Source organism: Hydrogenophaga aromaticivorans (genome assembly GCF_013387465.1).
Lineage (GTDB): Bacteria > Pseudomonadota > Gammaproteobacteria > Burkholderiales > Burkholderiaceae_C > Hydrogenophaga > Hydrogenophaga aromaticivorans.
Genome location: NZ_VYGV01000025.1, coordinates 280,112 through 306,600, shown reverse-complemented (window position 1 = coordinate 306,600; position 26,489 = coordinate 280,112). Strand labels below are relative to the sequence as shown.

Sequence of the window (26,489 nt, the reverse complement as noted above, 5' to 3'; positions counted from 1 at the left end):
GCGTTACCGAAGTCGGCCAACAGGTCGGCCACGACTACGACACCCACCACATCGTGCTCGACTTCGGCGCCATGCCCTTCCCCGTGCTCGAAGGCCAGTCCATCGGCATCGTGCCGCCCGGCACCGATGCCCAGGGCCGGCCGCACCACCCGCGCCAGTACTCCATCGCCAGCCCGCGCAACGGCGAGCGCCCGGGCTACAACAACCTCTCGCTCACCATCAAGCGCGTGCTCGAAGACCATGCTGGTCAGCCGGTGCGCGGTGTCGCCAGCAACTTCATGTGCGACCTGCAGGTGGGCGACACGGTGGAGGTGATCGGCCCCTTCGGCACCAGCTTCCTGATGCCGAACCACCCCAAATCGAACATCGTGATGATCTGCACCGGCACGGGCAGTGCGCCCATGCGGGCCATGACCGAATGGCGCCGGCGCCTGCGGCAGTCGGGCAAGTTCGAGGGCGGCAAGCTCATGCTGTTCTTCGGCGCCCGCACACAGGCAGAGCTGCCGTACTTCGGGCCGCTGCAGAACCTGCCCAGGGACTTCATCGACACCCACTTCGCCTTCAGCCGCGAGAAGAACAAAGCCAAGCGCTACGTGCAGGACGCCATGCGCGAGCGCGCCGCCGACCTCGCCGTGCTGCTGCAGGATCCGAACACGTATTTCTACGTGTGTGGCCTCAAAAGCATGGAAGAGGGCGTGGTGCTCGCGCTGCACGACGTGGCCACCCAGGCCGGGCTGAACTGGGACACCATCGGCGCCGCGCTCAAGCGCGAGGGACGCCTGCACCTCGAAACCTACTGAAGACGCGCCAGGGCCACCGACCCCGGCGCCGGCCCTGGAAAACATGGAGGGGGCCAGGGTGAACGGGCTGGCGGATGGAGACCTGCCATGGGATGGCTTACATTGCGGGCTACCTATGACATCCGAACATACCGCGCCCGTTGCTCCGCGCCGTCCCGCCATCGAGGTGGACGTCGTCATGCGCCGCGAACCGGTCAGCGGTCCCATGAGCCGCTGGCAGCCCTGGCGATGGGTGCTGGCCGACGTGCTGCCCTGTGGCGACCCCGAAGACGCCGAATCCGTCACACCCGACACCACCCACGAGCCGCAGGCCGTCGAGCCCTTGCAGCCGGCGGCCGACGCCGCATCGACCCACTGGCTGTTCCCGCGCTTTCGTGTCGAACTTTTCCGCGATGACGCCGAAGGCTACTTCCTCAACCTGAACAGCCCCCAGCCCTGTTTCTGGGTGTTCTGGCGTGCCGATGAAGAGCGGCTGCTCGATGGCGAGCCCATGGCGGTGCCGCAGATCGTGACGCTGAGCTACCACGACGCCGGGCGCTGGCTCGACGCGCAGGAGCGGGTTGACCAGGTCGCGGCGGCCGACGAGGTGGTGGACTGGCTGCGCGCTTTCGTCGATGCCACCTACCAGCCCGAGCCCAAGCGCCGCAAACGGCCCGACAGTTTCAAGCCACTGACCGACCGCTTCGGTCAGCCGGTTCGCATCTCCACAGAAAAAAACGGCACAGGGCCCCGACGATGACACTCCGCATCGGTATCAGCGCACGCTTGTTGCACGATCCGCCACCCGGTCTGGGTCTGCCGCAGAAGCGGTTGCAGTTCCTGGAAAGCTCCATGGCGCACTGGATCATGGCCCACCGGGCGATCGCGCTGATGGTCCCCTTCATCGACGAGGACAGCCCCCTGTCGGCCAACCGCGCACCCATGACCGAACTCGTTGACCTGCTCGACGGCCTGGTCTTGCAGGGCGGTATCGACATCTGTCCGGAAACCTACGGCGACACGTTGCGCGACCCGGCCTGGGCCGGCGATGCGGTTCGCGACCGCTACGAGCTCAACCTCCTGCGCGGCTTCGTCGAAGCGGGCAAGCCGGTGCTCGGCATCTGCCGCGGGGCGCAGCTCATCAATGTCTATTTCGGTGGCAGCCTGGTGCAGGACATCCCCTCGCAGCGCCCCGGGTCCGTCCACCACCAGGACACCACGCGCTACGACCGGCTGATGCACGACGTGCATTTCGAAACCGGGTCTTCGCTGCAGCGGCTGTATGGCAACAGCGCGCCCCACCGTGTCACCAGCATCCACCACCAGTGCGTGGACCGTCTGGGCGAGGGGCTGGCGGTGGAAGCCCTCAGCTCGAAGGACGGCATCATCGAGGCCATCCGGCACACCGGGCCGGGTTATGTGCTCGGCGTGCAGTGGCACCCCGAGTTCCACCTCACGCCGGGTGAAGAGGTGGAGGGCCTGCTCGACAGCGGTCCGATGATGATGGATTTTCTGCGTGCCGCGCGCGCGCGCGCCGACCGCCACCAGAGCGGCGCGGCCGTGGTGCATCCCGGCGTGCCCCTGTCTGCGCGATCATGAAACCCGACGAAGACGACAACTTCTTCTCGCGCTGGTCGCGCCGCAAGGTGCAGGTGCGCACCGGGCAACCCTTGCCCGCCGAGCCGCCGGCGCCCGAACCCGTGGTGGCCGTGGCACCGGTGGTGGCGCCGGTCGTTGTGCCAGGTGCCGTTGATGGTCTGGCGCCGCCCACGCTGCCCGCCGAGCCGGCAGAACCGCCGCCCGCACCCACGCTGGAAGACGTGGCCCGCCTGTCGCTGGACGGTGACTTCAAGCCCTTCGTGGCGCGTGGCGTGCCGGCCGAGGTGCGCAACGCCGCGGTGAAAAAGCTCTTCACCGACCCGCACTACAACGTGATGGACGGGCTCGACATCTACATCGACGACTATTCGAAGCCCAGCCCGCTGTCCGCCGCCGAGATGGCGAAGATGGTCGGCGCGCAATTCCTGAAACTGGTGGACGATCCCAACAAGGTGAAGATCCCGGCGCCAGCGCCCGTTGTCGCCGACCAAGAGCACGCCGCAGAGCCCGAAGAGGCCCAGGCACCCCAGGCCGGTGCGACCGAACCGGTCGCCCAGCCGGAACCACAAGAAACCCACGATGACCACGCTGATCTGCAACTGCAACCAGACCATGCCCCTGAACCCCCAGGCCCTGGGCCAGGCGCTGGATGAAGACCTGACCCTGCACACCACGCTGTGCCGCCGCGACGCGCCCGCCTTCCAGAAGGCCTGCCGCAGCAGCGACGAACTGGTGGTGGCCTGCACGCAGGAAAGCCGGCTGTTCGCCGAACTTTCGGAGCAGACCGAGGGCGCGGTGTCGCTCGATGTGCGCCCCATCCGCTTCGTCAACATCCGCGAGACCGGTGGCTGGGGCCGCGAGGCCGCGATGGCCACGCCCAAGATGGCTGCGCTGCTTGCGGCGGCCCGCCTGCCCGACGCCGAACCCGTGCCCACGGTGACCTACACCAGCGAAGGCCGCTTGTTGATCATCGGGGCGCTGGAAGACGCCGAACGCGCTGCGGGGCTGGTGAATGATGCGCTGGACGTGACCCTCATGGCCGTGGGCGGCGCGGGCATGCAGTCGCGCCGCTACCCCGTCATCGGCGGTGATGCGCCGCACCTCACGGGCTGGCTCGGCGCCTTTGACGTGCAGTGGACCACCCGCAACCCGATCGACCTCGACCTCTGCACGCGCTGCAACGCCTGCATCGCCGCCTGCCCCGAAGACGCGATCGGCCTGGACTACCAGATCGACATGGACCGCTGCCGCTCGCACCGCGCCTGCGTCAAGGCCTGCGAAGCGGTGGGAGCGATCAACTTCCAGCGCGAGCCGCAGACGCACAGCGACACATTCGACCTGGTGCTGGACCTGCGCAAGACCCCGGCCTTCAGCCAGCACGCGCTGCCACAGGGCTACACGCACCTGCCCGGTGGCCTCGGCGATGCCGCCGCCCTGCAGGCGCTGATCCAGCTGCGCGACTTGGTGGGCGAGTTCGAGAAGCCCCGGTTTTTCACCTACAAGCAGAAGCTCTGTGCACACGGCCGCAACGAAAAAGTGGGCTGCAACGCCTGCGTCGACATCTGCTCGGCCTCGGCCATCAGCAGCGACCTCAAGCGCAACCAGATCGTCGTCAACCCCAACCTCTGCGTGGGCTGTGGCACCTGCACCACCGTCTGCCCCACCGGCGCGCTGAGCTACGCCTACCCGCGCGCCAGCGAGCAGGGCGTGAAGCTGCGCACCCTGCTGGCCACCTACGCCAAAGCCGGCGGCAAGGACGCGGCCCTGCTGCTGCACAGCCAGGAAGCCGGCGCCGCGCTGATCGGTGACCTGGGCCGTGCCGCCGCGCTTGACAAGTCGGTGCGCGGCGTGCCCGCGCGCGTGATCCCGCTGCCGCTGTGGCACACCGCCTCCACCGGGCTCGATGTCTGGCTCACCGCCTTCGCCTACGGTGCCTCGCAGGTCTGGGTGCTGATGACAGGCGAAGAAGCGCCGCAGTACCGCGATGCCGTGCGCGAGCAGATGGCGGTCGCGCAGGCCATCGTGAGCGGCCTGGGTTACAGCGGGCGCCACTTCAAGCTGATCGAAGCCCGCGATGCGCGCGACCTGATGGCGCTCGACGCCGAGCTGGGCGAAGCGCCGGCCCAGGTGGTCCAGCGCCGCGCCAGCTTCGCCGTGCAGGCCGAGAAGCGCGCCACGGTGGAACTCGCCATCGACCACCTGCTGCAGGACAGTGCCGCCCGCCCCCGCACGGCCGAAGCCATCGCGCTGCCCGCGGCCTCGTTGCTGGGCACGATCAGCGTCAACAAGGACACCTGCACCCTGTGCCTGAGCTGCGTCAGCGCCTGCCCGGCCAGCGCGCTGCAGGACAACGCCGAACGACCGCAACTGCGGTTCATCGAGAAGAACTGTGTGCAGTGCGGCCTGTGCGAAAAGACCTGCCCCGAAAAAGCCATCAGCCTGCAGCCGCGCCTGCTGCTCGGCGAGCAACGCAAACAGCTGCGCGTGCTCAACGAAGCGCAGCCGTATCGGTGCATCCGCTGCAGCAAACCCTTCGGCACGCTCAAGGGCATCGAGGTCATGCTGGCCAAGCTCGGCGGCCACGCCATGTTCCAGGGCGAGGCGCTGGAGCGCCTGAAAATGTGCGGCGACTGCCGCGTGGTGGACATCTATTCGAACCCGGGCGAAACCAAGATCACGGATATGTAGCCCCCCTGCGCCGCTGCGCGTCTTCCCCCCAGGGGGACCACGCCTGTGGCCTGGCAAAGCCAGTTCCACGGCGTGTCTCGGCTGGTCCTTGGCAATGCCGCTTCAGAGGCGGTGAACGAACCGAACAAGCAAACGATATGAACGATCAGATTCCTGTCTCCTCCGCTCTCGACGAAGAAACCGCCCGCGCCGAGGTGTACGGCCTGCTGGCCGCGCTGTTCTACGCGCCGCCCAGCCCCGATCTGCTGGCCCAGTTGCGCGTGGCCGTGACCGAGGCGCCGGCGGCAGGCGGCTTTCTGGAAGAGCCCTGGCGCCAGTTCGTGGGTACGGTGCGCGAGCTGAGCGACGAGCAGGTGGCCGCCGAGTACAACGCGCTGTTCGGCGGCGTCGGCAAGCCCGAGCTCTACCTGTTCGGCTCCTGGTACCTCAGCGGCTTCCTCAACGAGAAGCCACTGGCCGCGCTGCGCGGCGATCTGGCCGCCCTGGGCCTGGCGCGCGACGAGTCGATGAACGAAACCGAAGACCATTTCGCCTGCGTCTGCGAAGTCATGCGCTACCTGATCGCCGGCGACGACGTGGAAGTCGCCAACCTCACGCAGCAGCAGAAGTTCTTCAGCGCCCACGTGCAGAGCTGGGCGCCGGCCCTGTGCGAAGCCATCGCCGCCCACCCCAAGGCGCGGTTCTATGCGGCGCTGGCGGGGTTCACGGCGGCGTTCATCAGCGTGGAGACGCAGGGGTTTGATTTGATGGTGTGAGGGAGTGGGTTCGTTGCGGTTGTTCTGGATGGTGAAGTCGGCTGAACGTCAACGGCCCTGAATCTGATGAATTGGCGCTGATGCACCCCACCACTCTCACCCCCCAGGCCGCCCATCCCGCGTGTTCACCGCCGCTGGCGCCTGCGGCTCCGTCAGCAGCCGCACGCTGAACACCGCGCCACTCTGGCCGTCGGCCCGGCTGCCCGCGCTGATGCCGCCGCCATAACGTTCCACCAGCCCCAGGCTGATCCACAGGCCCAGGCCGTTGCCGTCATTCTTTGTTGTGAAGAAGGGGCGGAACAGGCGCTCGGCGACGCCGGGTGCCAGGCCGGCGCCCGAGTCCTGCACCTGCAGCAGTGCGCCGCGTGCACCGTGTGGATCGGCCCAGTCCTGTGTGGACAGGCGCAGGGTGCCGCCTTCCGGCATGGCCTGGATGGCGTTGATGAGCAGGTTGATGATGACCTGCTGCAGTTCCTGGCGGTTGAAGCCCACGCGCTGGGTGGCCTGCAACGAGCGCTGCACCGTGATGCGGGTCTGCGCCAGCAGGTGCGCCACCAGCACCAGGCTGTCGTCCACCGTGCGGTTGAGGTCCAGCGTTTCCACGTAGCCCGCGTACTCGGTGGGCCGTGCGTACTGCAGCAGCTGGGTGACGATCAGGCGCATGCGCTCGACCTGTTCGTCGAGCAGCTTGAGTTCGGCCTTCACCGGCTGCGCGTGCTCGCCCAGCGTGTCGCGCATCAGGTCCAGATTGCCCTGCATCACCGCGATGGGGTTGTTGATTTCGTGCGCGATGCTGGCGGTGAGTTGGCCGATGGCGGCGAGCTTTTCGCTCTTCACCAGCTGCTGCTGCGCCTGCTGCAGCGAGGCGTTGCTCGCCTCCAGTTCGCGCGTGCGTTCGGCCACCTTGCCGTCGAGTTCTTCGCCCCAGCGTTGCAGCGCGTGCGTCTTGTCGTCGATCACGTCGAGCAGCTGGTCGAGGTGGCCGGCCAGGGCGCCGAGTTCGTCGCGCGCGGGCAGGGCGCCGACGCGGGCCCGGTTCTCGCCGTCTTCCACGCGCTGCATGGTGAGGTTCATCTGTTGCACGGGCTTGAAGATGCTGCGCGCCCAGCGCACCGAGAACCAGGCCGACACCGCCATGACGGCCAGAAAGATCAGACCCATCACGCCAATCATGGCCAGGCGCACGAGCCGGAAAGGCGCTTCGAGGTAGCCCACGTAGAGCATGCCGATGCGCTGCCCGGTGGCGTCGAGCAGCGGGTCGTAGGCCGACACATACCAGTCGTTGACCACAAAGGCGCGGTCCAGCCAGGTCTGCCCCTGTCCCAGCACGCGGTCGCGCACGGTCTGCGAGACGCGGGTGCCGATGGCGCGCTGGTCCTGGAACAGGCGCACGTTGGTGGTGATGCGCACGTCGTCGAGAAACAGCGTGGCCGTGCCTTCGCTGCCGAAGGGCAGGGCGCCCTCGGGGTAGACGATGCGGTTGATGTGATCGATGAAGTCGAGGTTCTGGTTGAGTAGCAAACCGCCCGCCAGCAGGGCGGTGGTGCGGCCCGCCGCGTCGCGCACCGGTTGCAGCGAGATCACGACCATGGCACGGTCTTCGGTGGTGCGTGCGTCGGGGGCGGCGTTGCGCGTGGGCACCAGCGGGATGTGCAGGCGGGGCATCAGCTGGGGCGCCATGCGGGCGATGGCCATGGTGTCGAGGCGCATGAGGCGCGCCGATCGCGATCCGGGTCCCAAGGTGGCCTCGGGCACCAGGCGCAGGAGCTCCAGCGGCAGGGCGGCGTGCGGGCCGTTGTCTTCGGCGCTGCCGAGCGGCTGGCCGTCGGTGCCGTAGAGCAGCAGGAAGTCGAGCCCTAGCTCTCGCCGGGCCTCGCTCAGGCGATCGCGCAACGCCGCATCGGTCTGGCCTTGGGGGACGACGGTCCCGGACGGCTGCATGGCGCTCAGCAGCCGCTGCGATCCGGCCACGCCGCGCGTGCCGCTGCCAACCTCAATCAGCACCTGGTCGAAATAGCCGCGTGCCACGGCCAGGTCGCTGCGCACCTTGGTGATGAGCAGGCGGTCGTAGGTGATGTTGCTCCAGGCCGCGATGGCCAGCACCAGCAGCGGGAACACGACCAGCAGCGGCAGCAGCGCCATCGCCAGCAGCTTGTTGCGCACCGAGGTGGCGAGCCAGCGGGGCTTGTAGCGAATCATGTCGGGACAACTCCGGCGCGAAGTGCACCATCCAGGAACCCGGTGGAACCGGCTTTGCCGGGCCACATCGGGTTGCCCCCTTGAGGGGGTCGCGCGAAGCGCGGCGGGGGTGATTTCACGAGCCCGCCCATTCGGCCACACGCCGCTCCAGCGTGCGCCGAGAGACGCCCAGCAGTTGCGCGGCGCGTGTCTTGTCGCCCTGCACCGAGTCCAGCACCGCGAGGATGTGGCGCTTCTCCAGCGTGTGCAGGTCGGTCGGGCCCGCGCCGGGTGCGGCGGCCTGCCGGGGCGTGTCGCCCGGGTAGAGCGCGGACACGTTGAGCGAGCCCAGGATCAGCGAACGTTCGACCAGGTTGCGCAGCTCGCGCACGTTGCCGGGCCAGTCGTACTGCCGCAGGAAGTCCATTTCCGGCTCGCTGATCTGCAGCGGCGCCACGCCGAGCGCGGGCGCGAGCTGGCCCATGAAGTGTTCGACCAGCGGGGCGATGTCGTCCTTGCGCTCGCGCAGCGGCGACAGCGTCAGGTCGACCACCTGCAGGCGGAAGAAGAGGTCCTTGCGGAAGCGGCCGTCCACCACTTCATCGGCCAGGCGGCGGTTGGTCGCGGCCATGATGCGCAGGTTCACCGGCATCAGCTGTTCGCTGCCCACCGGGCGGATCTGCAGGTCTTCGATGGCGCGCAGCAGTGTGGCCTGGATGGGCAGCGGCAGTTCGGCGATCTCGTCGAGGAACAGCGTGCCGCCCTGTGCGTAGTGGAACAGGCCGTCGCGTGCGCGGGTGGCGCCGGTGAACGCCCCTTTGGCATGGCCAAAGAGTTCACTCTCGATCAGCTCGGGCGAGACGGCGGCGCAGTTCACCGGCACGAAGGGGCCGGCCGCGCGGGGACCCTGTGCGTGCAGCTCGCGCGCCACGAGCTCCTTGCCCGTGCCCGATTCGCCCTGCAGCAGCACCGTGCTGTTCACCGGCGCCACGCGGGCGATGGCAGCGCGCAGCTGCTGCATCGCGGCGGAACCGCCGACCAGCGCCTGGCCGCCCACGGCCAGAGGTGCCACGGCGCGCTTGAGCACGAAGTTCTCGCGGCGCAGGCGCGAGCGCTCGTAGCAGTGCTTCACGGCGTTGAGGATCTGCGGCACCCGGAAAGGCTTGAGGATGAAGTCCGAGGCACCGGCGCGCAGGGCCTCGATGGCGGTGTCCAGATCGGCAAACGCGGTGATCAGGATCACCTCGCCGGTGAAGCCTTGCTCGCGCAGCTCCTTGAGCCAGCGCACGCCGTTCTTGCCGGGCAGGGATATGTCGAGGATCACCAGATCGGCGTGGTGGCCACGCAGCCATTCCGCGCCTTCTTCAGCGCTGCTCGCGCTCATCACGAACTGGCAACGTGGGGCCAGGGTCTTGACCAGGAAGTTGAGCATGCCCTGTTCGTCGTCGACGATCAGGATCGACCAGTCGGGCCAGCCTTCGAGGTTCTTTTCGGGGAAGGGGGTGAATGAGGTGGGTTCCACCGGCTCGCATTCTACGGATGAAGTTTACAAATTCACTTGGGTATTGACCGCAATCCAACACCGCTGCGGTGGGCTGGCGTCCCGGCGCTGACGGTCTCATCGCGACAAGTTGTCGCAAAGGATGGCGACAACCTGGCGCGCCGCACCGTTCAAGGTCACCAAAGACATGCGGGTTATCCCGCGTTTCACGAAGCACCTTCAGGCAGTCACCCCCGTGGTGACAGGCGCTGGCGCGGGGTGCCCCGCCAGGGGCATGGCGGCGTTCCATAAGTGAACGCTGATGGCACGCTTTTGGCTATTAAATCGCGAGCAACGCTTCATGCTGCGATGCCGCAAGCCAAGCGATGACCCGAAGGCGGGCAAACCCATCTTTACGGTGTCATATCTCTATTGCACTGTGACGGTGCGCGCGTTAGATTCCACCTATGCAAAAAGTCCACAAGGGGTGTCCGAGCACATTCCGAAGGGCTTTCGATCAACCAGGAGACACGCATGAGCAAGCCCCTTCCCGAGGCCAGTGAAGGCCGCACCCGCCTGAACCGCCGCCGGCTGTTCGCCGGCGCTTCCACCGTGGGGGCCCTGGCGGCGGCGGCCACCCTGTTGCCCCGCGTGCACACCGAAGAACCGACCGAGGTTGCGGCCCGGCCAGCGCCCGAAAAAGGCGGTGGTTACAGCTTGTCGGCCCACGTCAAGCAGTACTACAAGACCACCCAGATCTGAGCCAGCAGGAGAACCCCATGTTGCTGACCAAAAAATCCTCCACGCCGGGCGCTCATGGCACCCGCGCTCAAACCTCGTTCGTCCACAGCCTGCAGCGGGGCCTGTCGGCCGCGTTGCCCACCATGGACCGCCGCGGCTTTCTTCGCCGCTCCGGCCTCGGAGTCGGTGTGGGCCTGGCGGCCACGCAGCTCACGCTGGTGAAGAAGGCCAAGGCCGCCGAAGGCAAGTCCATCGACGGCACCGGCAAGATCGAAGTCAAACGCACCGTCTGCACCCACTGCTCGGTGGGTTGTGCCACCGACGCGATCGTTGAAAACGGCGTCTGGGTGCGCCAGGAGCCGGTGTTCGATTCGCCGATCAACCTCGGCGCCCACTGCGCCAAGGGCGCCGCCCTGCGCGAGCACGGCCACGGCGAGTACCGCCTGCGCTACCCGATGAAGCTGGTCAACGGCAAGTACCAGCGCATCAGCTGGGACACGGCGCTGGAAGAAATCACCGCCAAGATGAACGCGCTGAAAGAAGCCAGCGGCCCCGACTCGGTGTACTTCGTCGGTTCGTCCAAGCACAACAACGAACAGGCCTACCTGCTGCGCAAGTTCGTGAGTTTCTGGGGCACCAACAACTGCGACCACCAGGCGCGCATCTGCCACTCCACCACGGTGGCCGGCGTCGCGAACACCTGGGGTTACGGTGCGATGACCAACTCGTACAACGACATGCAGAACAGCAAGTGCGCGTTGTACATCGGCTCCAACGCCGCGGAAGCGCACCCGGTGTCCATGCTGCACATGCTGCACGCCAAGGAAAACGGCTGCAAGATGATCGTGGTCGATCCGCGCTTCACGCGCACCGCGGCAAAGGCCGACGAGTACGTGCGCATCCGCTCGGGCACTGACATCCCCTTCCTGTTCGGTCTGCTGCACCACATCTTCAAGAACGGCTGGGAAGACAAGCAGTACGTCAACGACCGTGTCTATGGCATGGACAAGGTGCGTGAAGACGTGCTGGCCAAATGGACGCCGGACAAGGTCGAAGAGGCCTGCGGCGTCAAGGAAGACCAGATGTTCAAGGTCGCCAAGATGCTGGCCGAGGCCAAGCCCGCCACCATCGTCTGGTGCATGGGCCAGACGCAGCACTCCATCGGCAACGCCATGGTGCGTGCGTCGTGCATCCTGCAACTGGCGCTGGGCAACGTGGGCAAGAGCGGCGGCGGCACCAACATCTTCCGTGGCCACGACAACGTGCAGGGCGCGACCGACGTCGGCCCCAACCCCGACTCGCTGCCGGGCTACTACGGCCTGGCCGCCGGCTCGTGGAAACACTTCGCCAAGGTCTGGGGCGTGGAGTACGACTGGATCAAGGCCAAGTACGCCGACGGCATGATGGAAAAGCCCGGCATCACCGTTTCGCGCTGGATCGACGGCGTGATGGAAAACAACGAACTGATCGATCAGGGCCCGAACCTGCGCGGCATCTTCTTCTGGGGCCATGCGCCCAACTCGCAGACGCGGGGTCTGGAGATGAAGCGTGCGATGGACAAGCTCGATCTGCTGGTGGTGGTGGATCCGTACCCTTCGGCCACCGCGTCGATGGCGGCCATGCCCGGCAAGCCCGAAGACCTGAACCCGGACCGCGCGGTGTACCTGCTGCCGGCGGCCACGCAGTTCGAAACCAGCGGTTCCTGCACCGCGTCGAACCGCTCGCTGCAGTGGCGCGAGAAGGTCATCGAGCCGCTGTGGGAGAGCCGCAGCGACCACATGATCATGCACCAGTTCGCCGAGAAGCTGGGCTTTGGTGCCGAGCTGTCGAAGAACTACAAGATGCAGAAGGTCAAGGGCCTGGACGAGCCCGTGCCCGAAGACATTCTGCGTGAAATCAACGCCTCGGTCTGGACCATCGGCTACACCGGTCAGAGTCCCGAGCGCCTGAAAGCCCACATGCGCAACATGGGCGCCTTCGATGTGAAGTCGCTCAAGTGCAAGGGCAAAGTGGTCGACAAGGAAACCGGCTACGACATGAGCGGTGACTACTTCGGTCTGCCCTGGCCGTGTTACGGCACCGCCGCCATCAAGCACCCGGGTTCGCCCAACCTGTACGACACCTCCAAACACGTCATGGAAGGCGGCGGCAACTTCCGCGCGAACTTCGGCGTGGAACGGGAAGGCGTGAGCCTGCTGGCCGAAGACGGCTCGTACTCGGTTGGCTCGGAGATCACCACCGGCTACCCCGAGTTCGACCACGTGCTGCTGAAGAAGCTCGGCTGGTGGGATGACCTCACCGAGGCCGAAAAGACCGCTGCCGAAGGCAAGAACTGGAAGACCGACCTCTCGGGCGGCATCCAGCGCGTGACCATGGCGCACGGCTGCCATCCGTTCGGCAACGCCAAGGCACGCGCCGTGGTGTGGAACTTCCCCGATGCGATTCCGCAGCACCGCGAGCCCATCTACGGCACCCGCCCGGATCTCGTGGCCAAGTACCCCAGCCACGACGACCAGAAGAACCGCTGGCGCCTGCCGGTGCTCTACAAGTCGCTGCAGCAGAAGAACGTCGACGACAAGGTTCACGAGAAATTCCCGCTGATCATGACCAGCGGACGCCTGGTCGAATACGAGGGCGGCGGCGAAGAAACCCGTTCCAACCCCTGGCTGGCCGAGCTGCAGCAGGAGATGTTCGTCGAGATCAATCCGGCCGCGGCGAGCGAGCGCGGCATCCGCAACGGCGAGCGCGTCTGGGTGCACACACCGACCGGTGCGCGCATCAATGTGCAGGCGCTGGTGACGGATCGCGTAGGCCCCGATACGGTGTTCCTGCCGTTCCACTTCTCGGGTCGCTGGCAGGGCGAAGACATGAAGCCGTACTACCCCGAAGGGGCGATGCCGGTGGTGCGTGGCGAAGCCATCAACACAGCCACCACCTACGGCTACGACATCGTCACGATGATGCAAGAGACCAAGACCACGGTCTGCAACGTAGAGCGGGCATAAGGAGACACCATGGCAAGAATGAAATTCATCTGTGACGCCGAGCGTTGCATCGAGTGCAATGGCTGCGTCACGGCCTGCAAGAACGAACACGAAGTCCCGTGGGGCGTGAACCGCCGCCGCGTGGTCACCCTCAACGACGGCGTGCCGGGTGAAAAATCGATCTCGGTGGCCTGCATGCATTGCAGCGACGCACCCTGCATGGCGGTCTGCCCGGTCAACTGCTTCTACCGCACCGACGAAGGTGTGGTGCTGCACGACAAGGACGTCTGCATCGGCTGCGGCTACTGCTCGTACGCCTGCCCGTTTGGCGCACCGCAGTTTCCCTCCGAAGGCACGTTTGGCGTGCGCGGCAAGATGGACAAATGCACCTTCTGCGCCGGTGGCCCGGAAGAGCACGGCAGCGAAGCCGAGTTCGAGAAGTACGGCCGCAACCGCCTGGCCGAAGGCAAGCTGCCGGCCTGCGCCGAGATGTGCTCAACCAAGGCCCTGATCGCCGGCGACGGCGACGTGGTGGCCGACATCTTCCGCACCCGGGTTCTGCGCCGCGGCAAGGGCGCCGAAGTCTGGGGCTGGGGCACCGCCTACGGCACGGCTCAGGAGAAAAAGTCATGATGAAAACCACCACGATGTTCCGTCTGCTGACCTTGACGGCGGTGCTGGGGCTGGCGGCCTGTGGCGAGCAGCCGCAGGACATGACCGGCGGTGGCGTCAAACAGGACGATGCGCCCTTCCAGGGCGTGGGCGGCAGCCAGTACGCCCAGGCCGGCTGGAAGGCCGGCGACAAGGGCAGCTGGGAACAGCAGCTCAAGAGCCGCGCCCAGTACGGCCAGAACGACTACACCCGCATGGGCGCCAAGCCTTGAAGGGACAGCCATGAACCGGCACCCGATACTGAACCCCGCAGTCTGGCGTGGCTGGGGCGTCGCCGCCCTGCTGGCGCTTGGCACCAGCTGGGCCAGCGCCCAGACCGCCCCGAACCCACCCGTGCCCGACGATCCGGCACCGCCAGCCGCCCAGACCGCGCCCGCCGCTGTGGGCGGTATCAAGAGCGCCAACATCTTCGAGATCGCGCCCGACGCGAGCAAGGACCCGGACTACGCCAACCAGACCAACGCGCAGCGCCGCCAGGTGCAGCCCGGCAACAACGCGCCCATGTGGCGCGACGTGGGCAAGGGCGTCACCGGCTACAGCAGCCTGCCCGTCAGCCAGGCACCGGAAGCCGGCAACCTGATCCAGCCCTTCGTGCAGTACCCGGGTTCTCGCCTCACCAACGCCGGTGAAGCCTGGCGCCAGGTGCGCAACGACTGGCTGATCCCCTACGGCGGGGCGCTGCTGTTCATCGTGTTGCTGGCGCTCGCCATCTTCTACATGACCAAGGGGCCGCTGGGCGGGCACCTGAAGGACACCGGACGCAAGATTGAACGTTTCACACCCCTGGAGCGCGCAGCCCACTGGTCGAACGCCATCGCCTTCGTGGTGCTGGGCATCTCGGGCATCGTGATGGCCTTCGGCAAGTTCTTCATCCTGCCGGTGATCGGCACCACGCTGTTCGGCTGGCTCACCTTCGCACTGAAGAACGCACACAACTTCATGGGCCCGCTGTTCGCCGTCTCGCTGCTGATCGTGGTCGTGACCTTCATCAAGGACAACATCGCCAGCGCTGCCGACTTCGTGTGGCTGTCCAAACTGGGCGGCATGCTGGGCGACAAGGAAGTGCCTTCGCACCGTTTCAACGCGGGTGAAAAAGGCCTGTTCTGGTGGGGCGTGACCATCCCCGGCATCGTGGTGGTGGGCTCCGGCCTGTTCCTCGACAAGCTGATTCCGGGCATGCTGTACCTGCGTGGCGACATGCAGATCGCGCACATGCTGCACATCGTCGGCGCGCTGATCATGATGGCGCTGATCATGGGCCACATCTACATGGGCACGGTCGGCGTGAAGGGCGCGTATGGCGCCATGCGCACCGGCTACGTGGACGAAGCCTGGGCCAAGGAACACCACGAGCTCTGGTACGACGACGTCAAGGCCGGCAAGATCCCGGCCCAGCGCAGCCAGCCACCTGCCCAGTCGGCGCCGGTGGCCGATGCCGTGGCCAAGGCTTGAATTTCTCCAAGGACATTTGCGATGAAACGATTCCTGCTGATCTCCCTGTTGCTCGCCGGTTCGGCCAGCGTCATGGCCAAGCTGCCCGCACCGGTGCTGGACGACGCCGCCAAGGCCAAGGCCGAGGAGGCCAAGGCCAAGACCGCGCACGCCGGCAAGGTCGATGCCTACAAGCTCTGCCTGTCCATGGACCGCGCCGCGGCCAGCTATTTCAAGACCGCTGCCACCACGGGCAAGGCCGTCAAGCCGGCGCTGGCTGCGCCCGCCTGCGCCGACCCGGGGCCGTTCGTCTGGCCGGCTCCCGCAGCGGCTGGCGCAGCACCGGCTGCCCCCGCGGCCGCGGCAGCGCCGGCCAAGAAGTCCTGATGTGGGCACGGGTGCCCGAGGCCGCGCCGACAGAAAGGCCTTCGGGCCTTTTTGTTTGTCTGCCAGCCGGTCCTTTGGCCCCCGCCCGCTTGCGGAATTGAAGCTTGAGCGACACTCCAGAGTGAGATCTTTCTTCCATGTCACTCGCCGAACCCATGACCCTTCCAGAACGCGCGCACCCGGCCACCCCTGAGCCGTCCGCCGCCACGGGTCGCCGGTTGCCCCGCCTGACCCAGGCACGCGCGCCCCTGACCTGCGAGGTGGCCGTGACCAACGAGTTCGGCGTCGCGGGCACGGTCTCGATCCCGGCCGAGCGCGACCTCACCGTTTACGTCGACAAGCGCGAGCTGGTGACGCTGATGACCCTGGGCGGCCATCCCGAATGGCTGGTGTTGGGTTACCTGCTCAACCAGCGGCTGGTGGCGTCGGTGGACGACATCGAATCCCTCACCGTGGACTGGGACGTGGGCGCCGCGTCGGTCAAGACCCGCCACGGCATTCACCGCATCGAGGACCGGACCGCCCACAAGGTGGTCACCACCGGCTGCGGCCAGGGCAGCGTGTTCGGCCATCTGATGGACGACGTCGACAGCATCCGCCTGCCGCCCGACGCGGTGCTGCGCCAGTCCAGCCTCTACGACATCGTCAACACCATCCGGCTGCGCGACACCACCTACAAGGTGGCGGGTTCGGTGCACGCCTGCGCGCTGTTCGTCGGCGGTGAACTGCAGTTCTTCGTCGAGGACGTGGGGCGCCACAACGCGGTGGACACCATCGCCGGCTGGATGGCCATGCAGGACCGTCTCCCCGATGGCGAGAAGGTGTTCTACACCACAGGTCGCCTGACCAGCGAGATGGTGATCAAGTCGGCCCAGATGGGTGTGCCGGTGGTGATCTCGCGCAGCGGTATCACCCAGATGGGACTCGAAGTCGCCCAGCGCGTGGGCCTGTGCGCCATCGGGCGCGCCACCCACAAGCGCTTCCTGTGTTACTCGCACGCCGAGCGCATCGTGTTCGATGCCGTGCCCACGCCGCTGGGCGTGGCGCCGGTGGCCGCCGTCGCCTGAAGGCTGAGACGCGGTCCGCCCACCGCGCCCGACAGGGCGTGCAACGGGCATAAACTCGATCCCCTGTCCGGCAGGCCCACCGCGGCCATGCCCTGTCCACCCCCCATTTCTGAAAGTCCACCGATGAGCCGCGACGTCCACGTCATCGATCACCCCCTGGTCCAGCACAAGCTCACGCTGATGCGCCGCAAGGACACCAGCACCAAGAGTTTCCGCGAGCTGGTGCACGAACTCAGCGCCTTGCTGGCCTACGAGATCACGCGCGAGATGCCCATGCACGAGATTCAGATCGAGACCCCGCTGGAGACCATGAAATCCCGCGTGATCGACGGCAAGAAGGTCGTGCTCGCGTCCATCCTGCGCGCCGGCAACGGTTTTCTCGACGGCATGCTGCAGGTCATTCCCGGTGCCCGTGTGGGCCACATCGGCCTCTACCGCGACCCGAAGACGTTGCAGGCGGTGGAGTACTACTTCAAGATGCCCAGCGGTATGGAAGAGCGGGACGTGATCGTGCTCGACCCCATGCTGGCCACCGGCAACTCCGCCGTGGCCGCGGTGGACCGGCTCAAGCAGACGAACCCGCGGTCGATCCGTTTTGTCTGCCTCGTGACCTGCCCCGAAGGCCTCAAGACCTTCCACGACCACCACCCGGATGTGCCGGTCTACACCCCGGCGGTGGACCGCGGCCTGAACGAGCACGGCTACATCGTGCCCGGCCTGGGTGACGCGGGCGACCGCATCTTTGGCACGAAGTAGGTCCACCCCCGTCGCTGGCTCACTGCCCCGGCATCGGCGCAGGCCGATGACGCAAATAGCCAGCTCCGCCCCTCAAGGGGCAATGCCTGCGGGCCGGCGGAGCCAGACCCACGGCATTCTGGGTTTTGTGCACCTCGCTCCGGCTGATGCGATGGACCCCTCCGGAGCACGTGCCTCAGTCCCAGGATGCGGTGGAACCGGCTTTGCCGGGCCACTCGCATCGCCCCCTTGAGGGGGTCACACGTCTGCGAATGCGGACGTGGCGCAGGGGTGAATCAATTCAGTTAAGGTCACGGCATGGCTGTCGCACCCGCTCCTCTTTCTGTTTCCTTCTGGTCCCTGGGCTGGCGTTCGTTGACGCGCGACTGGCGCGCGGGTGAGCTGCGGCTGCTGCTGGTTGCGGTCACGCTGGCGGTGGCGGCGCTCACCGCCGTGGGCTTTTTTGCCGACCGGCTGCAGGGCGGCCTGGCGCGCGATGCGCGGGCGCTGATCGGGGGCGATGCGGTGATCAGCAGTGACAACGCCACGCCGCCCGCGTTCGCGCAGCAGGCGCAGGCGCTGGGGCTGCAGACCACGCAGACCCTGGGTTTCCCCACCATGGGCCGCGCGCGAGACGAAGACGGCGGCGCTGCCAAGCTGGTGGCACTGAAGGCGGTGGACACCGGCTACCCCTTGCGCGGCAGCCTGCGCGTGGCCGACGGGCCGCAGGCGCCCGACGCACCCACGCGCGACATCCCCGCGCCCGGCACGGCCTGGGTGGACGCGGCCCTGCTGGTGGCGCTCGACCTTCAGGTCGGCTCGCCGCTGCTGATGGGCGACAGCCAGTTTCGCATCGACAAGGTGATCGTGGTCGAACCGGACCGGGGCGCGGGCTTCCTGACCTTTGCGCCGCGCGTGATGATCAACGCGGCCGACCTGCCTGCCACCGGCCTGGTGCAGCCCGCCAGCCGCCTGACCTACCGCCTCGCCGTGGCCGGCAACGACCCGGCCGTGAAGCAGTTCGTGCAATGGGCGCAGGCGCAGATCGAAATGCCCGGTGTGCGCGGTCTGCGCCTGGAGTCGCTCGAAGGCGGCCAGCCGGCCATGCAGCAGACGCTGGAGCGCGCCGAAAAATTCCTCAACCTCGTGGCCTTGCTCGCGGCGCTGCTGTCGGCGGTGGCGGTGGCGATCGCGGCGCGCGGTTTTGCGCAGCGCCACCTGGACGACTGCGCCATGCTGCGCGTGCTCGGCCTGTCGCAGGGCACCATGGCGCGCGCCTACACCTTCGAGTTCGTGCTGGTCGGCCTGGGTGCGAGCGTGCTGGGTGTGGTGCTGGGCTTTGCGCTGCACCATGTGTTCGTGCTGCTGCTGGCCGGGCTGGTGGAGTCGGCGCTACCGGCGGCCAGCATCTGGCCGGTGTTGCTCGGCCTGGGCATGGGGCTCACGCTGATGCTGGCCTTTGGCCTGCCGCCGGTGCTGCAGCTGGCCCAGGTGCCGCCGCTGCGCGTGATTCGCCGCGACGTCGGCCAGCTCAAGCCCGCCACGCTGGCCGTGCTGGGCCTGGGTGTGGCGGGCTTTGCCGCGCTGCTGCTCGCCGCCAGCCGCGACCTGATGCTGGGGCTGATCGCCGTGGGCGGTTTTGCCGCCGCGGTGGCCGTGTTTGCGCTCGCCAGCTACGGCGCGGTGCGCCTGCTGCGTGCCAGCGTGAACGAGGCCACCGCGCCGCGCGCGCTGGTGCTGGCCACGCGCCAGCTCTCGGCGCGGCCGGCTTACGCGGTGGTGCAGATCAGTTCGCTGGCGGTGGGCCTGTTGGCGCTGGTGCTGCTGGTGCTGCTGCGCACCGACCTGATCGCCAGCTGGCGCAACGCCACGCCGCCCGACGCGCCCAACCGTTTTGTCATCAACGTGCAGCCCGAGCAGGGTGAGCCCTTCCAGCAGGCGTTGCGCCAGGCGGGCGTGCAGCGCTTCGATTGGTACCCCATGATCCGCGGCCGCCTGGTGCTGGTGAACGGGCAGCCGGTAGCTCCCGAAAGTTACGCCACCGATCGGGCGCAGCGCCTGGTGGAGCGCGAGTTCAACCTGTCGAACACGGCGCAACGGCCACCGCACAACGAGGTCACGCAAGGGCGCTGGACCGAAGACGAAGCGGGCGGCCTGAGCGTGGAAGAAGGCCTGGCCGAAGAGCTGGGCCTGAAGCTCGGTGACTTGCTCGGCTTCGACATCGCCGGCCAGCCGGTGCAGGGCCGCATCACCAGCCTGCGCAAGGTGGACTGGGGTTCCATGCGCGTGAACTTCTTTGTGATCTTCCCGGTGGCCGGTCTGCCCGACGTGCCCGTCACCTACATCAGCGCGTTCCAGGCGCCGCAGGGCAATGCACAGTTCGATAACGCGCTGGTGCGCCAGTTTCCCAACATCACCAATGTCGACATGAGCCAGACCATCGGCCAGGTGCAGCGCGTGCTGGGCCAGGTGATCCAGGCGGTGGAGTTCCTGTTCGCCTTTGCGCTGGCGGCGGGCCTGATCGTGCTGCTCGCCACCATCACCGCCACGCGCGGCGAGCGCGAGCGCGAGTTCGCGGTCCTGCGCGCCGTCGGCGCGGGCTCGCAGCTGCTGCGCAACGTGCAGCGCATCGAACTGCTGGGCGTGGGCCTGCTGGCCGGCTTCCTGGCTTCGCTGGTGGCCATGGCCGTGGGCTGGGCGTTGGCGAAATACGCCTTCCAGTTCAGCTGGCAGCCTTCGCTGTGGGTGCCGCTGGCGGGCAGCGTGGCCGGTGGCCTGCTGGCGCTGATGGCGGGCTGGTGGGGCCTGCGCAGCATCCTGAAAACGCCTGTGGTTGAGACGCTTCGGCGCGCCGCGGTTTGACAACGATGAACACCTCTGAATCTCCCGCCTCTCCCTCCACCCCGTTCGAATGGATCGGCGGCGAAGCGCGCGTGCGCGCGCTGGTGGACCGCTTCTACGACCTGATGGACATCGAGCCCGCCTACCACGAGCTGCGCGTGGCCCATGGCAACACGCTGGACGACGCGCGCCAGAAGTTGTATTGGTTTCTCTGTGGCTGGCTCGGTGGCCCCTCGCACTACGAAGACCGCTTCGGCCACCCGCGCCTGCGCCAGCGGCACATGCCGTTTTCGATTGGCATTCAGGAACGCGACCAGTGGCTGGCCTGCATGGACCAGGCCATGGGAGAAACCGGTGTGCCTGAAGACCTGCGTGTGCGCCTGCGCGAGAGCTTTTTCAAGACCGCCGACTGGATGCGCAACCGGGCCGGCGGCGTCTGAAAGCAGCGTGTCATGAGCGAGCCTGACACCAGCGTGGCACGGACCACGCGCCGCGGCGCGCTGGGCATCACGCTGTTCTGGCTCGCGCTCATGGGCGTGTTCTACCTCGGCTTTGACCAGCTGGAGCGCCGTCAGCAGGCCAGTTATGTGGCCCATGAAGGCGGTGACGGCGAGCTGGTGATCCCGCGCGGGCCGGACGGCCATTTCCGCGTGGCCGGCCGCGTCAACGGCCAGCCGGTCGAGTTCCTGATCGACACCGGAGCGAGCTCGGTCACGGTGAGCGAAGCCTTTGCCCGCACCGCCGGGCTGGAGGGCGGGCAGAGCGTCACGTTCCAGACCGCGAACGGCCCACTGCCCGGGCGGCTGCTGCGCAACGTGCCGGTGCAGGTGGCGCACCTTGGACTGGCCGGCACCACGGTGGCCGTGGGGCTGGTGGGTGAAGACGGTGGGCAGGCGCTGCTGGGGCAGGCTTTTCTCTCGCGCTTCGACATCCAGATCCTGCGAGGCGAGATGCGTCTCTTGCCGCGTTGAACCCGCTCAGGCCGGGCGCAGCAGCACCACCATGGCCCCCGCCCCACCGTCCGCGGGGCGCGCCTGCACGAAGGCCAACACCTCGTTCTTCTGCACCAGCCAGCGCTGCACCCGACCTTTGAGCACGGGCATGCGGCCGGGCGAGCCCAGACCCTTGCCGTGCACGACGCGCACGCAGCGCAGCCCGTGCTGGTGCGCCTCGCGCACGAAGCGACCCAGCGCTTCGCGCGCCTCGTCGATGCGCAGGCCGTGCAGGTCGATCTGGCGCTGGATGCTCCAGCGACCCTCACGCAGTTTGCGCACCACGTCGGGCCCCAGGCCGGGGCGGCGAAAGCTCAGCTGGTCGTCGGTGTGCAGCAGGGTTTCGACGTCGAAGTCGTCGGACAACGCCTCGCGCATCACGGACGCTTCGTCCAGCTGGCGCTGGCGCGGCAAGGGGTCGACGCCAACACGGTGGTGTGTTACCCGGCCGGGGTCGGCGATGGGCCGCACCGGGCCGACCGCGAGTTCAAACAGCCGGCGTTCCCGGTCGCGGCGCACATGGGCTGCGCGCGCGGCTTCGTGCTGGGCCGCCAGCGCCGCCGCGCGGTCGGCCATGGCGCGCTTGAGCGCTTTCAGGTCGGCCAGGGCGTTGACTTTCATGCGCGGGATTGTCGCGCAGGGGGCTTCTCCCGGTCAGATCAAGCCCATTTCGGCCATCGACGTGGCGTGCTCGCGCGTCACGATGAAATGGTCCAGCACGCGCACGTCCACCAGCGCCAGCGCGGCCTTGAGCGAGTGTGTGAGCGCCTCGTCGGCGCGCGAAGGGCGGGCCTCGCCGCTGGGGTGGTTGTGCGCCAGGACCACGGCGGCGGCGTGGTGGTGCAGGGCCCTGAGAACGACCTCGCGCGGGTACACGCTGGTCTGCGTGAGCGTGCCGCGGAACAGCTCTTCGAGCGCGATCAGCCGGTTCTGGCTGTCGAGGAAAAGCACGGCAAACACCTCGTGGTTGCGGGCGCCCAGTTGCAGCTGCAGGTATTCGCGCACCGCCTTCGGGCTGTCGAACAGGGCTTTCTGCTGCAGTTCCTGCGCCAGCGCCCGGCGCGCGAGTTCGAGCACGGCCACCACCTCGGCGCGTTTCGCCGGCCCCAGGCCCTTGATGACCTTGAGCGCCTCGGCCCCGGTGTGCAGCAGGCCACCGACACCGCCGAAGGTGTTCAGCAGCTCCTGCGCGAGCTGCACCACGTGTTTTCCGGGGATGCCGGTGCGCAGCAGCAGCGCCAGCAGTTCCGCGTCGCTGAGCGCTGACGGGCCGCGTGCGAGCAGTTTTTCGCGCGGACGCGCGTCGTGGGGCAGGCTTTTCAGCCCGGTTCCGGCAAGGCCATTCATGTTTTTCTCCCTGATCCAGCCTGCTTTTTACAATACGGGGTTCTCATCGGCGCGTTGCCGCTTCCGCCGCCGTGATGCCCGGCACGCCGATTCACCGTATTCACCACCCCGAACCCCCGTCTGAACACCATGTCCCAAGTCCAAGAAGGTTCCTTTCTTACCCTGCACTACCGCATGTCCGGTCCGCAGGGCCAGGTGATCATCGACACCTTTGAAGGCCAGCCCGCCACGCTGAGCCTGGGGTCGGGTCAGCTTTCTCCCGCGATCGAGCAGCACCTGATCGGTCTGGAGGAGGGCACCCGCACCGTGATCGATTTGGACGAGGGCGAGGCCTTTGGCGAGCGCCAGCCGGACATGGTGCAGTGGGTGGCGCGCCAGCTGCTCAACAAGCTGGGTGATCCGCACGAGCAGTACGCGGCCGGTGACGTGGTGCAGTTCCCCACGCCCGACGGCCTGGGCAGCTTCGCCGGCTCGGCCGTGGAGGTGCGCGAAGACGGCGCGGTGCTGTTCGACTTCAACCATCCGCTGGCGGGCCAGCCGGTGCGGTTTGAAGTGCAGTTGATCGGGGTGCTGTGATGAACGAGCCGAAAGAAGTCATCCTGGCCGAACCGCGCGGTTTCTGCGCCGGCGTGGACCGCGCGATCGAGATCGTCGAACGCGCGCTGGTCAAGTTCGGCCGGCCGATCTATGTGCGCCACGAGATCGTGCACAACACCTACGTCGTCAACGACCTGAAGGCCAAGGGCGCGATCTTCATCGAGGAACTGTCCGACGTGCCCCCGGGCTCGACCCTGGTGTTCTCGGCGCACGGTGTGAGCAAGGCGGTGCAGGAGGAAGCGCAGGCGCGCGGCTTCAGCATCTTCGACGCCACCTGTCCGCTGGTGACCAAGGTGCACGTGGAAGTGGCCAAGCTGCACAAGGAAGGCTTCGAGTTCATCATGATCGGCCACAAGGGCCATCCCGAGGTCGAGGGCACCATGGGCCAGCTCGACAGCGGCATCCACTTGGTCGAAGACGCGGCCGACGTGGCCCGCGTGGCGCCGGCGCAGACGGAGAAACTCGCGGTGGTGACGCAGACCACGCTGTCGGTGGACGACGCGGCGGGCATCCTGGCCGCGGTGAAGGCGCGTTTTCCCAGTGTGCGCGAGCCCAAGCAGCAGGACATCTGTTACGCGACACAGAACCGGCAGGACGCCGTCAAGCTGCTCAGCCCGCAGGTGGACGTGGTGATCGTGGTCGGCAGCCCGACCAGCTCCAACAGCAACCGCCTGCGCGAGGTCGCGCTCAAGCTCGGCACGCCCAGCCACATGGTGGACAGCGCCGACGAGCTGCAGGCCGAGTGGTTCGAAGGCCGCTCCCGCGTGGGCCTGACGGCCGGCGCCTCGGCGCCCGAGATCCTGGTGCGCCAGGTGATCGATCGCATCAAGGCGCTGGGCGCGATCTCCGTGCGCACCATGGACGGCCTGACCGAGACGGTCAAGTTCCCGCTGCCCAAGGGCCTGAAGATCGATGGCGGCGAGGTGGCGCCGCTGCAGCATCTTCATTGACTCCCCCCGCGCCGCCTTCGGCATCCCCCCCAGGGGGCGCCAGCAGCGGCCCGGCAAAGCCGGTTCCGCGCTGGCCTGGGCTGGGCATTGCCTCTCCGGAGCCTGTCCTGCTCCAAACCTACAATCTCCTCATGCTCGACATCCTTCTCCTCCGCAAAGACCTGGCCGCCGTGGTGGCGCGCCTGGAAACCCGCAAACAGCCCCAGGCTTTCCTGGACGTGCCTGCCTACCAGGCGCTCGAATCGGAGCGCAAGACACTGCAGACCCGCACCGAAGAGCTGCAGAGCCAGCGCAACAGCCTGTCCAAGCAGATCGGCATGCTCAAGGGCAAGGGCCAGCACGCCGAGGCCGATGCGGTGATGGCGCAGGTGGGCGCGATGAAAGCCGAGCTGGAAAGCTCCGCTGCGCGGCTGGAGGTCATTCAGGCCGAGCTGCAGAACCTGCTGCTGGCCGTGCCCAACCTGCCGCACGAGAGCGTGCCGGTGGGTGCGGGCGAAGAGGGCAACGTGGAAGTGCGCCGCTGGGGCACGCCGCGCACTTTTGACTTCGACGTCCGCGACCACGTGGACATCGGTGAAAAGCTGGGCCTGGACTTCGACATTGGCGTCAAGCTCTCGGGTTCGCGTTTCACCTTCATGCGCGGCCCGATCGCTCGCCTGCACCGCGCGCTCGCCCAGTTCATGCTCGACACGCAGACGCAGGAACACGGCTACACCGAGTGCTACACGCCCTACATCGTCAACGGCGAGACGCTGCGCGGCACCGGCCAGTTGCCCAAGTTCGAAGCCGACCTGTTCGCCGTCAAGAAGGGCGGACAGGAGGGCGAGGAGATGCCGGACACGCAGGCGCTCTACCTGATCCCCACCAGCGAGGTGACGCTGACCAACGTGGTGCGCGACACCGTGCTGGCCGAGGCCGAGCTGCCGATCAAGATGACCGCCCACACGCCGTGTTTCCGCTCTGAAGCCGGCAGCGCCGGGCGCGACACGCGCGGCATGATCCGCCAGCACCAGTTCGACAAGGTCGAGATGGTGCAGATCGTGCACCCTGAAAAGAGCTACGAAGCGCTCGAAGCCATGACCGGCCACGCCGAGGCCATCCTGCAGAAGCTGGGCCTGCCTTACCGCGTGGTGAGCCTGTGCACCGGCGACATGGGCTTCGGTGCCAGCAAGACCTACGACCTGGAGGTGTGGGTGCCAGCCCAGGGCACCTACCGCGAGATCAGTTCGGTGTCGAACTGCGAAGCCTTCCAGGCGCGCCGCCTGCAGGCGCGCTTCAAGAACGCCCAGGGCAAGAACGAGCTGGTGCACACGCTCAACGGCTCCGGCCTGGCCGTGGGCCGGGCGCTGGTGGCGGTGCTGGAGAACAACCAGAACGCCGACGGCAGCGTGACCGTGCCAGAGGTGCTGCGGCCCTACATGGGTGGCATTGAGAAGCTCACCCCCGCTTGAGGCCCAGGCTGCTCGGGCCGCTCTCGGCCAGCAGGGCGCGCACCACGCTGGCACCGACCTGGTCACCGGGGTCCAGCCGGGCCAATTGCTCCACCAGAGCCTGTGCGATGCCACGCTCGCCGCGGCGCAGCTGCACGAAGGCCAGGGCCTTGAGCGTGAAGAGCCAGAAGCGCGCGGCACCCGGCGCGGCAAAGTCCGCCTGACCCGGTTGAACGGCGTGCCAGTCGGTGGGCAGACCCGCGGCCCGCGCAGCCGCCGCCAGGCCCTTGCTGGCCGCCTGTTCGGCCTGATCGAGCTCACCCAGACCCGCATGCAGCTTGTACAGCAGGTAGTACACCGGCAGGCTTTGTGGTGCGCTCACGCACGCGGGCCACAGGATCGCCGCGGCTTCTTCGCGCGGGGCCTGGCGCGCCCGGTCCACCAGGTGCCGGATGGACGGCGAGATCTCGCCGCCAAACAGCGCGGTGGATTCGGCTCCGGTCAGCAAGTTCACCAGACGGCCTGGGGTGCGAGCAGCCGTTCCACCGGGACGCCGCCTTCGAGGTGGCTGTTGAAGATTTCGGCCACGTCGGCATCGGTCACGTTGCGGTACATCACCGCTTCCGGGTAGACCAGCACGTTGGCACCCTGGTCGCAGGGACCGAGGCAGCCCGAGTAGGTGATCGAGAGCTGGTCGTAGGCCTGGCGCTTCTGCTGCTCGGCCCAGAAAGCCTGCAGCACGGCGGTGCCCCCCTTGCTGGCGCACGAGCCGCGCGGGTGCTGCGGCGGACGGTTCTGGGTGCAGACGAAAACATGGCGTTGAGGACGGGGCATGG

Annotated in this window: 26 protein-coding genes; 20 read left to right on the top strand and 6 right to left on the bottom strand. The window is 67.5% G+C overall.

Features of this window, described 5'->3' with window-relative positions:
- From boxA to F3K02_RS23605, 6 genes are all read left to right on the top strand, one after another.
- Positions 1–800: benzoyl-CoA 2,3-epoxidase subunit BoxA (boxA, locus tag F3K02_RS23630; protein ID WP_177138620.1), on the top strand; the 800-nt coding region annotated here is incomplete at its 5' end.
- A gap of 115 nt (positions 801–915) precedes the next feature.
- Positions 916–1,539: a DUF3305 domain-containing protein gene (locus tag F3K02_RS23625; RefSeq protein WP_177138618.1), complete on the top strand. Its 624-nt coding sequence runs from the start codon at positions 916–918 to the stop codon at positions 1,537–1,539.
- Positions 1,536–2,378, top strand: a complete 843-nt coding sequence (locus F3K02_RS23620; protein ID WP_177138616.1) for a gamma-glutamyl-gamma-aminobutyrate hydrolase family protein — start codon at positions 1,536–1,538, stop codon at positions 2,376–2,378. Before F3K02_RS23625 ends, F3K02_RS23620 begins: the two co-directional genes overlap by 4 nt.
- On the top strand, positions 2,375–3,031 hold the full coding sequence (locus tag F3K02_RS23615) for a DUF3306 domain-containing protein (RefSeq protein WP_177138614.1): 657 nt from the start codon (positions 2,375–2,377) through the stop codon (positions 3,029–3,031). The genes F3K02_RS23620 and F3K02_RS23615 overlap by 4 nt, the downstream gene beginning before the upstream one ends.
- The gene (locus tag F3K02_RS23610; protein WP_177138664.1) at positions 2,991–5,066 is read left to right on the top strand and encodes a 4Fe-4S binding protein; all 2,076 of its coding nucleotides are present in this window, start codon (positions 2,991–2,993) and stop codon (positions 5,064–5,066) included. Before F3K02_RS23615 ends, F3K02_RS23610 begins: the two co-directional genes overlap by 41 nt.
- Before the next feature lie 137 nt (positions 5,067–5,203).
- Positions 5,204–5,821: a TorD/DmsD family molecular chaperone gene (locus tag F3K02_RS23605; RefSeq protein ID WP_177138612.1), complete on the top strand. Its 618-nt coding sequence runs from the start codon at positions 5,204–5,206 to the stop codon at positions 5,819–5,821.
- Between the two features lie 96 nt (positions 5,822–5,917).
- On the opposite strand, the gene F3K02_RS23600 is transcribed toward F3K02_RS23605, so the two are convergent.
- Positions 5,918–8,020 (bottom strand): sensor histidine kinase, encoded by a 2,103-nt coding sequence (locus tag F3K02_RS23600; RefSeq protein WP_177138610.1) that lies wholly within the window; start codon positions 8,018–8,020, stop codon positions 5,918–5,920.
- 115 nt (positions 8,021–8,135) lie between these two features.
- Positions 8,136–9,521 carry a sigma 54-interacting transcriptional regulator gene (locus tag F3K02_RS23595; protein WP_177138608.1) on the bottom strand — a complete coding sequence of 462 codons (1,386 nt, stop codon included), beginning with the start codon at positions 9,519–9,521 and terminating at the stop codon, positions 8,136–8,138.
- A 492-nt stretch (positions 9,522–10,013) separates the two neighbouring features.
- Between F3K02_RS23595 and F3K02_RS23590 the strand changes: the two genes are divergently transcribed.
- The 11 genes from F3K02_RS23590 (at position 10,014) to F3K02_RS23540 (ending at position 21,308) form a co-directional block, all read left to right on the top strand.
- Positions 10,014–10,241 carry a formate dehydrogenase gene (locus tag F3K02_RS23590; protein WP_177138606.1) on the top strand — a complete coding sequence of 76 codons (228 nt, stop codon included), beginning with the start codon at positions 10,014–10,016 and terminating at the stop codon, positions 10,239–10,241.
- A gap of 17 nt (positions 10,242–10,258) precedes the next feature.
- A complete protein-coding gene (locus F3K02_RS23585) occupies positions 10,259–13,225 on the top strand; it encodes a formate dehydrogenase subunit alpha (RefSeq protein WP_177138604.1) in 2,967 nt (988 codons plus the stop codon).
- 9 nt (positions 13,226–13,234) lie between these two features.
- Positions 13,235–13,837, top strand: coding sequence for a formate dehydrogenase FDH3 subunit beta (gene fdh3B / locus F3K02_RS23580; RefSeq protein ID WP_177138603.1), 603 nt, complete (start codon positions 13,235–13,237; stop codon positions 13,835–13,837).
- The gene (locus F3K02_RS23575) at positions 13,834–14,088 is read left to right on the top strand and encodes a hypothetical protein (RefSeq protein WP_425485637.1); all 255 of its coding nucleotides are present in this window, start codon (positions 13,834–13,836) and stop codon (positions 14,086–14,088) included. Before fdh3B ends, F3K02_RS23575 begins: the two co-directional genes overlap by 4 nt.
- 10 nt (positions 14,089–14,098) lie before the next feature.
- Positions 14,099–15,328, top strand: a complete 1,230-nt coding sequence (locus F3K02_RS23570) for a formate dehydrogenase subunit gamma (RefSeq protein ID WP_177138601.1) — start codon at positions 14,099–14,101, stop codon at positions 15,326–15,328.
- A 21-nt stretch (positions 15,329–15,349) separates the two neighbouring features.
- Entirely contained in the window at positions 15,350–15,694 is a 345-nt protein-coding gene (locus F3K02_RS23565; RefSeq protein ID WP_177138599.1) for a hypothetical protein, read from the top strand.
- Between the two features lie 155 nt (positions 15,695–15,849).
- Positions 15,850–16,761 (top strand): formate dehydrogenase accessory sulfurtransferase FdhD, encoded by a 912-nt coding sequence (locus F3K02_RS23560; protein ID WP_177138660.1) that lies wholly within the window; start codon positions 15,850–15,852, stop codon positions 16,759–16,761.
- Positions 16,762–16,884: 123 nt separating this feature from the next.
- The gene (gene upp / locus F3K02_RS23555) at positions 16,885–17,517 is read left to right on the top strand and encodes a uracil phosphoribosyltransferase (protein WP_177138597.1); all 633 of its coding nucleotides are present in this window, start codon (positions 16,885–16,887) and stop codon (positions 17,515–17,517) included.
- A 297-nt stretch (positions 17,518–17,814) separates the two neighbouring features.
- Positions 17,815–20,358 carry an ABC transporter permease gene (locus F3K02_RS23550; RefSeq protein WP_177138595.1) on the top strand — a complete coding sequence of 848 codons (2,544 nt, stop codon included), beginning with the start codon at positions 17,815–17,817 and terminating at the stop codon, positions 20,356–20,358.
- Positions 20,359–20,363: 5 nt separating this feature from the next.
- Complete coding sequence (locus F3K02_RS23545) at positions 20,364–20,777, top strand: group II truncated hemoglobin (RefSeq protein WP_177138593.1); 414 nt, start codon at positions 20,364–20,366, stop codon at positions 20,775–20,777.
- Positions 20,778–20,789: 12 nt separating this feature from the next.
- The gene (locus F3K02_RS23540; protein WP_177138591.1) at positions 20,790–21,308 is read left to right on the top strand and encodes a retropepsin-like aspartic protease family protein; all 519 of its coding nucleotides are present in this window, start codon (positions 20,790–20,792) and stop codon (positions 21,306–21,308) included.
- Positions 21,309–21,314: 6 nt separating this feature from the next.
- Here the strand turns inward: F3K02_RS23540 and F3K02_RS23535 are convergent, their stop codons facing one another.
- Entirely contained in the window at positions 21,315–21,950 is a 636-nt protein-coding gene (locus F3K02_RS23535; RefSeq protein ID WP_177138588.1) for a Smr/MutS family protein, read from the bottom strand.
- Positions 21,951–21,983: 33 nt separating this feature from the next.
- Positions 21,984–22,676 (bottom strand): RadC family protein, encoded by a 693-nt coding sequence (gene radC, locus F3K02_RS23530; RefSeq protein ID WP_177138586.1) that lies wholly within the window; start codon positions 22,674–22,676, stop codon positions 21,984–21,986.
- Between the two features lie 129 nt (positions 22,677–22,805).
- Between radC and F3K02_RS23525 the strand changes: the two genes are divergently transcribed.
- The 3 genes from F3K02_RS23525 to serS all read left to right on the top strand — a co-directional run bounded on the left by F3K02_RS23525 (position 22,806) and on the right by serS (position 25,674).
- Entirely contained in the window at positions 22,806–23,252 is a 447-nt protein-coding gene (locus tag F3K02_RS23525; RefSeq protein WP_177138584.1) for an FKBP-type peptidyl-prolyl cis-trans isomerase, read from the top strand.
- Positions 23,252–24,223, top strand: coding sequence for a 4-hydroxy-3-methylbut-2-enyl diphosphate reductase (gene ispH, locus F3K02_RS23520; protein ID WP_177138582.1), 972 nt, complete (start codon positions 23,252–23,254; stop codon positions 24,221–24,223). The genes F3K02_RS23525 and ispH overlap by 1 nt, the downstream gene beginning before the upstream one ends.
- A 131-nt stretch (positions 24,224–24,354) precedes the next feature.
- A complete protein-coding gene (serS, locus tag F3K02_RS23515; RefSeq protein ID WP_177138581.1) occupies positions 24,355–25,674 on the top strand; it encodes a serine--tRNA ligase in 1,320 nt (439 codons plus the stop codon).
- On the opposite strand, the gene F3K02_RS23510 is transcribed toward serS, so the two are convergent.
- The gene (locus F3K02_RS23510; protein ID WP_177138579.1) at positions 25,661–26,167 is read right to left on the bottom strand and encodes a hypothetical protein; all 507 of its coding nucleotides are present in this window, start codon (positions 26,165–26,167) and stop codon (positions 25,661–25,663) included. The two genes, serS and F3K02_RS23510, sit on opposite strands and share 14 nt — an antisense overlap.
- Positions 26,164–26,487, bottom strand: coding sequence for a (2Fe-2S) ferredoxin domain-containing protein (locus F3K02_RS23505; protein ID WP_177138577.1), 324 nt, complete (start codon positions 26,485–26,487; stop codon positions 26,164–26,166). Before F3K02_RS23505 ends, F3K02_RS23510 begins: the two co-directional genes overlap by 4 nt.
- Positions 26,488–26,489 lie beyond the last annotated feature (2 nt).